Origin of the sequence: Streptomyces sp. NPDC048291, from assembly GCF_043201715.1 — a bacterium.
Classification (GTDB): domain Bacteria; phylum Actinomycetota; class Actinomycetes; order Streptomycetales; family Streptomycetaceae; genus Streptomyces.
Map to the genome: position 1 here is coordinate 153,682 of NZ_JBICZC010000022.1, position 12,581 is coordinate 166,262.

11 protein-coding genes and 1 pseudogene are annotated in these 12,581 nt (G+C 69.4%); 8 read left to right on the forward strand and 4 right to left on the reverse strand.

All coding sequences use genetic code 11. From position 1 onward, the window contains the following. Window positions 1-85: 85 nt before the first annotated feature. Window positions 86-1,435, forward strand: coding sequence for a hypothetical protein (locus ACGF5O_RS45245; protein ID WP_393815768.1), 1,350 nt, complete (start codon window positions 86-88; stop codon window positions 1,433-1,435). Between the two features lie 145 nt (window positions 1,436-1,580). Then, complete coding sequence (locus ACGF5O_RS45250) at window positions 1,581-3,089, forward strand: hypothetical protein (RefSeq protein ID WP_393815769.1); 1,509 nt, start codon at window positions 1,581-1,583, stop codon at window positions 3,087-3,089. A gap of 300 nt (window positions 3,090-3,389) precedes the next feature. Here the strand turns inward: ACGF5O_RS45250 and ACGF5O_RS45255 are convergent, their stop codons facing one another. After that, window positions 3,390-5,258 carry an ATP-dependent helicase gene (locus ACGF5O_RS45255; RefSeq protein WP_393815770.1) on the reverse strand — a complete coding sequence of 623 codons (1,869 nt, stop codon included), beginning with the start codon at window positions 5,256-5,258 and terminating at the stop codon, window positions 3,390-3,392. Next, window positions 5,245-7,233, reverse strand: a complete 1,989-nt coding sequence (locus ACGF5O_RS45260) for an ATP-dependent endonuclease (RefSeq protein WP_393815771.1) — start codon at window positions 7,231-7,233, stop codon at window positions 5,245-5,247. The genes ACGF5O_RS45255 and ACGF5O_RS45260 overlap by 14 nt, the downstream gene beginning before the upstream one ends. Before the next feature lie 190 nt (window positions 7,234-7,423). Between ACGF5O_RS45260 and ACGF5O_RS45265 the strand changes: the two genes are divergently transcribed. Together ACGF5O_RS45265 and ACGF5O_RS45270 are read left to right on the forward strand one after the other, a co-directional pair. Further along, on the forward strand, window positions 7,424-7,687 hold the full coding sequence (locus ACGF5O_RS45265; protein ID WP_234476624.1) for a hypothetical protein: 264 nt from the start codon (window positions 7,424-7,426) through the stop codon (window positions 7,685-7,687). Beyond that, the gene (locus ACGF5O_RS45270; RefSeq protein ID WP_166634730.1) at window positions 7,684-8,049 is read left to right on the forward strand and encodes a hypothetical protein; all 366 of its coding nucleotides are present in this window, start codon (window positions 7,684-7,686) and stop codon (window positions 8,047-8,049) included. The genes ACGF5O_RS45265 and ACGF5O_RS45270 overlap by 4 nt, the downstream gene beginning before the upstream one ends. On the opposite strand, the gene ACGF5O_RS45275 is transcribed toward ACGF5O_RS45270, so the two are convergent. Together ACGF5O_RS45275 and ACGF5O_RS45280 are read right to left on the reverse strand one after the other, a co-directional pair. Then, complete coding sequence (locus ACGF5O_RS45275) at window positions 8,025-8,303, reverse strand: hypothetical protein (protein ID WP_393815772.1); 279 nt, start codon at window positions 8,301-8,303, stop codon at window positions 8,025-8,027. The two genes, ACGF5O_RS45270 and ACGF5O_RS45275, sit on opposite strands and share 25 nt — an antisense overlap. A gap of 105 nt (window positions 8,304-8,408) precedes the next feature. Continuing rightward, window positions 8,409-8,588: a hypothetical protein gene (locus tag ACGF5O_RS45280; protein ID WP_393815773.1), complete on the reverse strand. Its 180-nt coding sequence runs from the start codon at window positions 8,586-8,588 to the stop codon at window positions 8,409-8,411. Window positions 8,589-8,669: 81 nt separating this feature from the next. Between ACGF5O_RS45280 and ACGF5O_RS45285 the strand changes: the two genes are divergently transcribed. The 4 genes and pseudogenes from ACGF5O_RS45285 to ACGF5O_RS45300 form a co-directional block, all read left to right on the forward strand. Continuing rightward, on the forward strand, window positions 8,670-10,634 hold the full coding sequence (locus ACGF5O_RS45285; protein ID WP_393815774.1) for a helicase-associated domain-containing protein: 1,965 nt from the start codon (window positions 8,670-8,672) through the stop codon (window positions 10,632-10,634). A gap of 190 nt (window positions 10,635-10,824) precedes the next feature. Next, entirely contained in the window at window positions 10,825-11,118 is a 294-nt protein-coding gene (locus ACGF5O_RS45290; protein WP_393815775.1) for a hypothetical protein, read from the forward strand. Between the two features lie 438 nt (window positions 11,119-11,556). Continuing rightward, window positions 11,557-11,877, forward strand: coding sequence for a hypothetical protein (locus ACGF5O_RS45295; protein WP_393815776.1), 321 nt, complete (start codon window positions 11,557-11,559; stop codon window positions 11,875-11,877). Between the two features lie 209 nt (window positions 11,878-12,086). After that, window positions 12,087-12,488: pseudogene (locus ACGF5O_RS45300) on the forward strand (AAA family ATPase); the annotation flags it as partial. Window positions 12,489-12,581: the final 93 nt, after the last annotated feature.

Below are 12,581 nucleotides of genomic sequence, written 5' to 3' on the forward strand. Positions count from 1 at the left end.
GTCTTTCGATCACCTTTCCGACCTGTAGGTGGTGACGTCGATCCACCTCAGAGGGACGTTCTGCCGGTCCAGTCGTTGGACCGGCATGAGCGTCCGAAGCCTCCTCGACACGGCCTTCGCCCAGCCGCGGGTCCCTGGCACACGCGCCGGTGGGACCGACTTCGTCCCTCTGGAATCGGGGGCGTGGAAGGAGTTCCTCTTCGGCCCCGGCGCGGGGCCGGGCAGAACGGACTCCTGGGACCGGCAGATGGCGATGCTGTGGAAGCGCGTGGTCTCGCAGTGCGGAGTCGCTCAGCAGCTCGCGACCGAACACGACGTCGACTGGGACCAGGCTCCGCACGAGTCGAAGGCCGTCCTCGCGCTGGCCGGGCCGGACAACGTCGTCGTGGATGTCGCCGCGGCCTCCCTGGCAACCCTGCGGGAGCGGTGGGAACTCGAGAGGCGCTTCGCCCGGATCCACCGTCGCCTGCCCGCGGACCTGTCGGACCTCGTGCCCGCGGACGTCGGCGCGCTGCGGTCCGGTCTGCTGGAGGAGCGTGACTTCCGCACCAGCACCTACCAGTTCGAGCGCGAGCGGGTGGTGCGGTGGGTACGCGCCCTGTCCGGGACGGCGGCCTATCTCGCCGCCGCGCACATGGTCCCCGCCCCGCTCGCCCTGGACGTGGTCACCACCGCCCCCCTCGACGACCAGACCAGGGCCGCACTGCGGCTGCCGGCCCCCTGGTCGCTCATCACGCACGACGCCGTCCCTCTGCGCGCGGCGGAAGCCGATGACGATGAACTCGCCGCGCTCGTCGAGGCCGGGGTGTGCATCGGACCGTATCCCGTCATCCTCGGCGGTCTCCTCGCCGCCCAGCCCGATGGCCGGCTCGACACGACGTCCGGCTTCCTGCTCATCTCCGCCCTCGACGCCACGGGCAAGCGGACCTGGACGCTGCAGCCGGCAACCTACGGCGACGAACACGCCGGCGGACGCGTGCTCTACGGATATGCCGCTCAGCTCGCGTTCGCCCGGTGGACGCCCCCGCCTGAGCTCCCGGCCCCGGAGCCGCGGCCCACCTCGCGCAGCGCCCTGCGACGGATCGCCACGAGCGAGGCCGGCATCTCCGGCGGCTTCCATGGAGTCCGTCTCCTGGACTTCACCCCTCCGCCAGAAGAGCCGCCCGAGGCACGCACGGCACCGGCAGGGGCACGGGGGCCGCTCGCGTTCGGAACGTGGCGGCGAGCGCACTGGAAACCCGGGGTGCGGATCGGAATCCGCGACAGCGACGGACGACTTGTCGGGCCGGTCTACAAGAACGGCGCCGTGGAGGGCACGACCTTCACTCGTGAGCGCCGGTTCGTCCCCCGCACCCGAATCCGCCCCGACCTCCCTCCGGCCCCGACCACAACCGTGTACAGAATCCCGAACTCAGCTGGACCGCACGGTCGTTAGGTCCCGTCCCAGTGCAGGCCGTCCGGCGCCGTCCCTCTCGCGAGGCCGGACAGAAGCTGTCGGTCCGGTGCGGTATACACGAGGAGATCACAGACCGCCGCACGGTGAGGCGGCGCACCGGGGGTAGGGAATGACCGTTCCGCACGTGAGTACCGCGCTTCGGCCGGGGGACTACCTCCAGATCGCTTCGGAACGGATGGCCGTCGACGGCGTACCGGACGGCGAGGGGTTCGCCCGGATCGAGCGGGTGGAGGTCATCACCGACATCGGATTCCTGGCTCCGGGCTCCACCCACATGCGTACCCGCGCAGCCCGGCAGATCGCGGCCGTGTTCTGTCACGGCATGCCGGGCCCCGTCATGTTGCGCGAGGGTGATCAGTGGACCCTCGGCGAGGTCGACAGCGGCCGGGCCCGCTGGGATTCCGCCCACCCCTGGTGGCCACAGACCCCAGAACCCCTTTTCACCGGAAGCCGCTTGGCTGCCGGACCGCACCCCTTTCGCAACACCATCCAGGGCCCCGACCTCGTGGCACCGACAGCCGAGACCGAACCACAGCCGCCGCGGCAGCGGGCAGCCGTGTTCGACAAGCCGGCCCACCTGGTCATGGTTGGTGACTACCTGCAGATCCATGCTCTGCGCCACCCGAAGTGGGCCATGCGCATCGACGAAGGATTCCACCGCGTCGAATGGATCGGCCACCTCGCCGGTGACGCCCTCGACGCAGTGCTGAACGATCCTGCCTGGGCGCGCGGTCGACTTACCCTCGCCTCGGTCCATGGCCTGTCCGGCATCCTCGTGCTGCCCGAGGCCCCGGTGACCGTCCTGATCCAGCCCAACCCGGAGCGTCGGCGCTCCGACGAGGACGAAGCCTGGCACGAAGGTCCCTTCTACGAACTCGCCGGTGTCACCGAACCCGACCTCACCGAGCAGCTCCACGCCGATGCCCACATACGGCCGGAGCCGCCTGGTTCGGAGGCCGCTCTGTACCCCAGCAGGTTCAGCAGCCCCGCCCAGCGAGCTCTGCACCTGGACGGCGTCACCGGCATCCGCCCCGTCGCGGCCTCCCAGCTTCCCTGGCCACATGGGCTGTTCAAGTGTCCCTACGGTGAGCGGGCGAAGGCCTTGGCCGCCACCTACCCCAAGGGTCACAGCAAAACCGCCCACGCCGAGCTGTTCACCCAGCTCGGCGATCAGGACTTCGCCGCCTGCCCCTACCACCAGGCCGACGACTGGACGGCGATCACCGCGGCCGTGCTCGCCTTTGCCCGCGCCGAACCCGACAGCGACGAACAGGACCGGCTCCACCGCGCCACGCACCTGAGCGAGCGCGACCGCGCCTGGTTCCGCTCCCTCATCGGAGGGGGCCACATCTGGTGGGACACCGGACAGCAGAATTTGACCAACGGCCAGCACCGCCTGTGCGCGCTGCGTGCCGCCGGCATCGAGGTGATTCCCGTCTACGGCCGACACCTTCCCGACCACGACGAGGCCACGCCGTCCCAGGACGCCCTGACGCACGCCAGGCGCACCGTGGAGGACTTCTGGCTCGCCCACGTCGCTGCCGCCCTCAAGCCGTGCCGCCTCAGCACCCACCTGGCCCGGCTGCTCGCCCGCTACCCACGCCTGCGTGCGCTGCTACCGAAGAGCAAGTAGCGCGCTACGCCCGAATGTCGGTGCCCGCGTGGCGGGCGGGTCGCCGTGACCAGACTGGCGGAGGCCGATGGTCAGGCAGGATCCGGCGGGTGTGCCCCCGGACGCCGCGCACGGGGGGACGCGGCGCCCGGGAGGACTGCTTGCCAACGTACCGCGCCACCTGCCCGCTTATCGCACATATCAGGGAATCAACACGTACGTGCACCCAGCGGGCTCCTGGCCGGTCTGGCCACGGCGGTGTCTTACGCCGAGGGGTCAGAACAGCGGGCACCCGCAGAGTGCAGCGGATGCTGACTGTGGTCAGGCTTGTTCTTTCGGAGAGAGCCGCCGCACCATTTCGATCACAAAGTCTGAGGGCCCACGGGAAATCGGGTACCCGCCGCTGGTCCGGTACCCGGGGCCGACGATCATGGTCACCGTCGACTCAGCACGGGTGAGGGCGACGTAGAAAGCGCGTCTTTGTTCCGCTAGCTCCGTCCCTGTGGGTTCGCGCCACTTCCCTCGGTCGGGAATGTCCCGCGGGATGATGCCCTTGAGGAGGCCCGGGAGAATCACGGTGTCGAACTCGCGGCCCTTGGCCGCGTGGTAGGTAGCCAGTAGGACCTTCCCGATGATCTCCTCACCGCGTGCCAGGTCCTGAAGGAGGAGATTCTTGGACCTGCACAGGTCGGCCATTTTGTCGAGGCTGCTCGTGTTGTCCTGGTCAGGGTGCTCCGCGGCTACCTCGTCGAGGGCCAGGCCGGCGCGCAGCCGGTCCAGCCAGTCGAGGGCCGGGGCGTGGGCGGGGTAGAGCTCGTCGGGATCGAGGCACAGCTGCAGAGCTCTGAGCAGATGCAATCGCGAGGGCGGCGGGGTGAGCTGGGCCTCGGTGCGCAGAGTGGTGAGGGCGCGGGTCAGGGCGGCGAGGGACGGTGTTTGCGCGCGGCGCAGCATGTCCGCGCGTTGGGCGCCCGGTGCGGTGTGGATCTGGTAGTTGGTGACGGCGCGGCTCGCGCACCTCTGGACGAAGCGGGAGAGGCTTCCGGCGGGCAGCTTGTCGTCGCCTTCGTGCCGGAAGTCCAGCTCACGTCGGGTGAGCTCGCTGCGTACGGCGTCGAGAAGGGGCCCGCGTGCGGGGTAGAGGATGGCGATCCGTTCCGGGCTGACGTGCCTGTTCTGCGCTTCCTCGACAAGATCGCAGGCCAGTCGGGCATGGTCTTCGAGCCCTCCTTTGACTCGTCTGAGGTTGACGTCGCCCGGTGGTGCGCCCTCGCGTGCGAGGCGCCCTCGGGGCAGCCCGAGGGCGGCTTCGGCGGCGGTGATGATGTCCTGGCCGCTGCGGTAGTTGACCTCGAGCTCCAAGTCGCGGAAGTCTGGTCGAGCGGCCAGCTCGGTCAGGTACTTGGCGTCGGCTCCGGTGAATCCGTAGACGGACTGGTCGGTGTCCCCGACGGCGAAGACGGTGATGCCGGCCAGGTCGCGCAGGGCGAGGACGAGTTCGTGGAGGACTCCGCCGAGATCCTGGTACTCGTCGACAACGAGGTGGGGGAAGCGGGCTCGCAGAAGGTCGCGGACGTGCTCGTGCTCCCGCACGGTGCGTACGGCCCGCGTCACCATGGCCTCGAAGTCGATCTCGCCTCGGAGGATCAGCTGTTCCTCGTACAGGCGTGCCGCCTGTACTTCCCGCGGGTCGAAGCTGTCCAGGCTCTCGTTGCAGGCCAGGGCCCGGCGGATCCGGGTGCTCTGGGGCATGCGGTGCTGGGCGAGGACCTCGGAGATGCCGACCTGGTCGAAGCAGCGCTGCAGGAGAGATTCGGTGGCCGCCTTGTTGAGGACCTGTCCGGCTTGGGGTGCCGGCTGCCCGGTCAGGGGGGCGAAGGCCCGCAGAATCTCGTTCAGGCAGAAGGCGTGCACGGTGGAGCAGGTGATCCGCCCTTCGGCGCGCACGCCGCTGCTGAGGACGCGACGGCGAATCTCCTCGGCCGCCGCGTTGGTATAGGTGATGCAGGCCACGCCGCGGAAGGGCGAGATCTGTGTCTGGAGCACGTAGGCGATCCGGGCGACGAGGGTGCGCGTCTTCCCGCTTCCGGGACCGGCTCGCAGAACGACGTTGCCGTCGTGGAGGACGGCGGTCCGTTGCCTAGGGTGCAGACTGTCGAGCTCCGCGAGGAGGGTGTCACTGACCTGCATCGCTGCCCTGCCCGTTGGCGGGTGGCGCCGCGTGGCCGACGAGTAGTGACGTTCCGCGGGCCGCTTGGCTGATGCGTTCCATGGCCAGGAAGAGGTAGGAAGCCGTGCCCAGGCGGCGCAGGGCTTGCTCGTCCAGCGGGACGTCGTCCGCGATCTGCGCTTGGGACCGGATCCGGACGCCCAGGTCGACCTGGACGATGTGCGCGGCGAGGCGCTGTGCGAAGCGGCCCTTGCCGAGGTCGCCGATCCGTTTGAGCATCTTCTTCCGGACGTCGGGGTCGATGATCGGGTTCAGCTCGTTGGCGACCCCGCGGCTCACGTCGTCGATCGCGCCGGTGTTGCCGTTCAGTTCCTTGAACGCCCGGATGATCTCGTCGCCGAACATGGAGCACAGGTCGGTCTCCAGGGTCTGGGCGCCGACGTAGACGCCGATGTTCTGGAGCTCTGCGGCGAGAGGATCGCGCGCCGTCTGGTAGTCGGCTTCCTGGGTTTCCGGCAGGGCACGGATCTGATCCAGGAAGGCTGTGCGGCGGGCTTCATCGGGGTGAAGGTTGGCGCCTCGTTTGAGGCCGGCTTCCCGGCGGCCGCGCTTGTCGCGTGCGGCGTCTCCGTCGGTGATGACCACGTGGGGGGTGTCGAGGCCCTTCGTACCGAGGAGTGCCCGGTAGGGCTTGAAGTCGGTGCCGTGGACGCTGGCCACCACGGTGCCGTAGGCGTCGAGGTCGAATCCGGCGGCTTCGGCCAGGGCGGGGAGGATGTACAGCTCGGCCAGTCCTTCGACCAGCACGACGGCGGAGGCGAAGAGGACCTCGGCGCGGCTGACGTCGAGGTAGCGCTCCAGGTCCGCGGCTTCCTCGTTGCTGACGGGGAGGGCGGCTGTGGTGGCCCCGGTCGTGCCGCTCTCGGTGGCGCGCAGCACGATGAAGGAGCGGACCGGGGCGACGGCGGCGATGTGCGGGCTGTGGGTGGTCAGGATGAGCGACGGCCCGGTGCGCAGCAGATACCGGAAGAGGTGCCGCTGGAGTGTGACGTGAAGGTGGGCCTCGGGCTCTTCTACTGCTACCAGGGTGGCGATGAATTCCTCGTCCAGTCGCTGCTGGCTGAGGGCTTCCAGCAGCAGGCCGAGGTAGATGACGTTGGCGCTGCCCAGGCTGGTGTCGGAGATGCTTCTGCGTCGGGCCTCGTCGAAGAACAGCCGTACGGCGCGGATGAGTTCGTCGGGCTTGGAGGAGGCGAAGCCGAGGGTGGGCTGGACAGCCAGGCGCGGCCCGAACATGGCCTGCAGCCGGTCTGTGAGGTGTCCTTCCAGCTTGGCGACGTTGCCGTCCTTGGTGAGCTGGTCCACAGCGGTGGCGATCGCGGAGGCGGTGGCTTCCAGGTTCACCGGGTCCAGGGGAAGCCGTTCGAGGAGGTCCCGCATGGGGCTGCGTCGCCAGTTGTGCAGGTCTGATTCGGCATCGCGCAGGGCCGGCAGGACGCGCAGGGCCACTTCGCGGCGGATGGCGCGGACGTCGTTGGTCTCGCGCTCGCCGGCGAAGACGATGACGTCGTAGTCCTTCGCGGTCAGCGGCCGGCTGGTGGGCTGCACCTGGGATCCGTCGCCGGTTGCTACCTCTGTGCGAGGGGCGAAGCGGTAGGTCAGCCGGGCTACGTAGGGGTCGAAGTCCACCGCGGCGCTGGACAGGACGCTCTTGGCGTCAGCGTCGTCGTCGAAGCCGCGTAGCTCGACCACGATGGATACTTCTGCTCCGCCCGCCAGGCCGGCGGGATGCCCTTCCCAGATGTCCTCTTCGCGCAGCATGCGCCGTGCGTCCGAGAGAGACGGGTCAAGGACCAGGCGGATCGCTTCCAGCAGGTTCGACTTACCGACGCCGTTCTCGCCGACGATCACGGCGTGGGCGGGGAAGTCGTCGATGACCAGATGCCGGAAGTTGCGGAAGTTGCGTATCTCGATCCGCGAAATGTGTAGGCCCATTCGTCCCCTTGCCGATCTGGTGCGATGTGGTGATTCATCATTCCAGGGCGACCATGCCGGTGGGCGGCTTTCCCAGCGTCCGGTGGTCTACCAGGTCGCCCGACAGACGATCTTCGCGCGCGTGGGTAACGAGAACCTGCGAGGCCTGGCTGCTAGCCGACGGTATCAGTGGCTAGCTATGGTGGTGGGTATGGCAAAGCAGACGAATATCCGACTGGACGACGCCGTCAAGGCGGCGGCCGAGGACCGGGCCAAGCGCCGCGGTCTGACCTTGCAGGGGTACGTGGCTGACTTGATCGAGGCCGATGTGAATCAGGCACGTGCCGCCTTCATGGCCGGCGCCGCGACGTTCCTGGCCCAGTACGCGGACGCGTTCGAGGCGGAGGCCGGTGAAGACCGGTACCCCGGACTCCCGGAAGGGCTGGCCGAGCGCGCGCCGAGGGACGCCGCGTGAATCTCCGCATCGATCTCGCCTGGATCTTGGCGGTGGCGCAGCAGATCCCGGGGGATCCCCAGGTCGTCGACTACGGCGTCCCCGTCGCGGCGGAAGCACGTCATCGGGCCGAGATCCTTGACCACGAGGTCTATCCCGAGCCCCATCACAAGGCCGCGGCGCTGCTGTGCGAGCTGGCGAGAAACCCGAGCCTGGAGATGCGGAACCTCCTTTTCGCGGCAACCGTGACCGCGGCCTACCTGTCGGCGTGCGGCCTTCCGGTGAGCCCCGGCCTGGACACCGTGCTCCCGCTGGCCCGCGCTGCTCGGGACGGGCTCCCGGTGCGCGAGGTCGCCGCTCAGATCAAGACCTGGACGAGCTGATCCAGCGGCCCCTCACCGGTCACGCGGACGGCGATCCACGTCGGCAGCATCACGACGCGGACGGCCGGAGCCTCGGCCTGCGGGATCAGCCCGCTGCCCAGAAGCATTCCGTACAGCCCCTGTGCCAGCGCCACAACCATGAACCACTGCAGCAGACCGGTCGGATACCAACGTAGGCGTCCGTCGGCGAGCACCACCATCGCACCGACCACCGCCAGACCTACCAGGAGCAGCCAAGCGGCCTCCGCACTCACAGCTGTCATGTCACGCACATGGGGACTTGCCCGGCACTGACAGGCGTGGCCGAGAGCGGGTGCGCTCGGCTTCGCCTCGGTCGCCGCCGGACAGGATGCAGCGGTTCAGGCTTGCGGAAGGTCGTCCGGCTCGGGCCTGTCTGCCGCGGGGGCGAGATGCTCCACCAGTACGAGCAACATCTGCACGACGAGGGCTCCGAGGAGGATGGTGACCCATCCCATGGTCCATGGCGCACTGCGGGTGTGGAGCACGGTGGGCGTGAGCACCACCATGGCGGCGATCATGCCGCACGGAAGGATCCACTGCCGCCTCACGGCTGGCTGCCCGGCACAGTGTCCTCGGGCTGGCACCGTGACGGTCAACGGGTGCGTGACCTCGTCGCCCAGGCTCCCTCCTCCGCCCAGCAACTGCTGAAACAGTTGCACCGGTACAACTCCACGTCATACAGCTCGCTCTCCCTGTCCTCCGCCGGCCGGGAAGGCCAGGACTGGGCGGCCGAGCGAGCCCTGCTCTCGTCGAAGGACCGGCCCGTTTCTTCAGGTACGTTCAGCTTCTTCGGGGAACGGGATCCGCAGCTGCCGGCCGAGGTGCTGATCGCGCTGCGCGGACCGGAGCCCGCCGCGCCCTTCCACCCCCGCCCGCCCCAGATCCCGCTCACGGCCGTCACCGGCCAGCAGCTCTCCGAGGCCACCGCGGCCGCCGCCGTCACCTTCCTTGCCCAGGCCGCAACGGTCCTGCTCGCGTGTGTCCGGCAGCCGCCGGCCTTGCTGAAGGACGGTGGCATCGGCACCCGCGAACTGACCCGGTTCACCAAGGCCTCCGGCTGTACGCCGGCCGCGGTCCGCCTCATCCTCGAATGCGCCCACGCAGCCGGTCTCCTCGCGCACGACGGTCAGCGGCAGATCCTGGCGACGACGGCGTACGACGCATGGACGGCGCGCGAGCCGGCCGGGCAGTACGCGCAACTCGCCCTGGCCTGGTGCACGATGCGCTTCACCCCCACCCGGACCACCCCGATCGCGACCCGCTACGGCGCCGACCGCGACGCGCCGGACGGCCCGACCCCGGCTCTCGCCTCCCGGGTCGAGTGCGACGGATGCCTGGCGACACGTATCGCCCTCCTGGACAGCGCGGCTGCGCTCGACCCGCAGCAGGCCCTCGACACCACGGACGATCTCCTCGGTGCCTTCGCCGACCTGCTCGCCTGGCACCGGCCCCGTGCCCGGTTCTGCGCCTGCACGGAGAGGTACTCGTACTTCGGAGAACGGGATCGCGACCACGAGAAGGCCGCCCTCGCGCCGCTGGTGCGCGAGGCCGAACTCCTCGGCGTGCTGGTAGAGGGCGCGCTCAGCCCGCTGGCCCCGGCCCTGCGCCACCATCATGCGGAGCCGGCCCTGCAGGAGGCCGAACTCGCCGCATGCGCCCAGCAGGTGCTGCCGCCGCCGGCCGAGACAGCGCGGTTCCAGACCGGTCCGGACGTGACCGCCATCGTCGACGGCGTGTGCTCTGCCCGGCTGGCCGCCCTCCTGGACCAGTTGGCCGACCGCGCCGTACGGCACCCCGCGTCCCTGTGGCACATCACCGCGGCGTCGCTGCGCCGCGCCCTCGACGCCGGGCACACCACCGACGAACTCCTCGACACGCTGCGCGGCATCGCCGGCACCACGGTCCTCCCCGAACAGCTGACGGACCTCGTCAGGGACACCGCCGATGCGCACGGGCGAGTCCGTCTCACCACCCCGGCCAGCCTTCTTCACAGCGCAGACACCGCCCTGATCGCCGAGATCGCGGCCAGCCGCCGGCTGGCCCCGCTGAGCCTGCGGGTGCTCGCCCCGACCGTGCTGACCAGCCCGCTCCCCGGTGACTCGGTACTCACCGCGCTCCGTCACGCCGGGTACACGCCCGTCCACGAACAGGACGACGGTGCGATCCGGCTCGAGCGCCCCGCCCCCGACCGCCACCCCCTCCTTCCCGCGCCACGGACCGCGGAACCGGCGCCAGATGCCCCCGACCTCGCCCACCTAGCCGAGGTCCTCCTCTCACCCGCCACTGACCAGACGGTGCCCCGGCTCTCCCCCACCGAACAGGTCCTCGCCCGCGACGCCCAGCACCTGGATCCGCCCGCCCTGCGCCGCCTCGCCCACGCCATCGACAACGCCCTTCAAACCGCCATCACCTACACACCCGGCAAAGGCCAGCCCCTCACCCACACCATCCATTCCCTGGAACTTGATCCGCCGTACCTGTACGCCTGGACCGATGACGATGACGAAGTGAGCACCTTCCATCTGAGCGGCATCCGAGACGTCGACGCCGAAGCCCTGGCCTGACCCGCGGCGGGCCGCCGATGCCAGCTGGCGGCAACAGGCCGTCGGCGTGCGGCTCTTCACCTCGACAAGTGGCGGGCAGAGCCGTGTGACAATGGCGTCCGCATGGGCTGAGGGGGCGGTGTGGCTCGCGTCGTTTGCGTGCACGGTGTGGGAAAACAGCTGCTGGGTCTCACCGCAGGATGGGGGTGCGGTGACAGCGTTCGAGCGTGAGCCGGCGGAGGTGCGGATACCGCGCGTGGCCCTGGACGCCCTGGCTGCGGCTCTGAGCGTGCGCACGGTGGCAATGCGCACCTGGCCTGACGGCATCGAGTGGATGTATCCGCTGGGGACGTGGGAGGAGCCGCACCTGGAGGTGGCGCTCATGCCCGGCGGTGAAGAGGTACGGCTGCGGATGTCCACAGACCGCTCCAGCGTCGCCGTGTGGACCATCCAGCAGTGGCTGGACTTCACCGAAGAGCTGCCCGGGGCGACGCCTCCCGGCTGATCCACGCGCCCCCGTGGCCTACGGCGTCAGTTGGTCCTGGTCACAGCCGCATGTGAACGGCCCGCACTGCTTGCTGAACCAGATGCGGTCGACCAGCGGCACGTCCTGCATCTGGTCGCCGAGAACCTTGCCTTGGTCGAGGTCTGGCCCGCCGCTACGGGGGAAAGCGACGGGCCAGCACCACTTCCACCTTGCCACAGTGGAGCTCGCGTCGTGCGGCATGACAGCGGAGCGAACCGTCTCTGCGATCGCGGGATCGTACGTGGCCGCTGGAAGGTTCCTGCGGCCACGTACGCGAGTCACGGGCGAGGAAGCCGCATCGCCTTGAGGTCTCGCAGCCGGGCGGCCTGCTGGAGGACGTCCGCACCCGGACCGGTTGTCAGTGGGGGCGTCCACACTTTCTCCCGAGCACGCAGCCGGGAGAAGGAGACGGACGGCATGGAGACGCTCGTATTCAGCCCCGTGGGCGCCGCCGGGATCGCCTTCCCGGTGGCGGCCGCACTGGTCTACGTCACCCGCCTGCGCAGGGAACAGGGCCTGCCCAACCATCCGGGCATCATCGTCCCGTGGGTGGTCGGGCTCCTAGTGCTGCCCCTGGGACCGTGGCTCTTCACGTTCTCCCGCATCGTGCACAGCTACGCCCCCGACGATGTGTTCGGGGCCTGGGCTGTCGGTCTCCCTACCGGTCTCCTCCTCGGGACCGGCGGCGGAACTCTGTGGGCCCGCTCTGCCCTCAAGGACCGCTCCTCCGAGCAGTAAGGGTGCGGACGGCTGGGAAGTCCTGCCACATTGCGCCGTCCGTTTCCCGGATGTCTCCCCTGAGAACCTGATTTGGAAGCTCTCTGCATGTAAATCCAGGGGGCACGGGAAAGGGGAGGCGCCCCTTCAGCCCGCCTGCGATGATCACGGCGGCAGCACACCCAGCTCAGCGTCGCCGCTGGCAGGTCGCGCGGCGGAAGGACGGCACTATGGCAACCGAGGCGGCCGTGGGAACGGCGGACCCGGCCCACGCGCGTATCCCCGACACCGCAGCCGGCGGCACGGTCATCCTCCTCAACGGCACGTCCAGCTCCGGCAAGACCAGCATTGCCCGGGAGCTCGTCGACATCCTGGACGGGACGTGGTTCCACGTCCCGGTGGACGCTTTCCATGCCATGCGCTGCAATCGCGAGATACAGGACGAAGATCTCCAGGCTGAGATCGACCGCACCGCAAAGGGCTTCCATCGTGCTGTCGCCGGCATGGCCGCAGGCGGCAACAACCTCGTCGTCGACTATCCGCTCAGCCGCCGGTGGCGGCTGCTCGACCTCCTCGACCTGCTCGTCCCTCAAGACGCGGTCCTGGTCGGTGTCCGCTGCCCGCTGGCTGAGTAGGTGTTTTTGATCCCTGGCCGTGAGCTGCGCGTACCTGGATGATCTGGGGTGTGGGGGCTGGCAGGACGGCTCGGCGGTACTGCCGAGAGT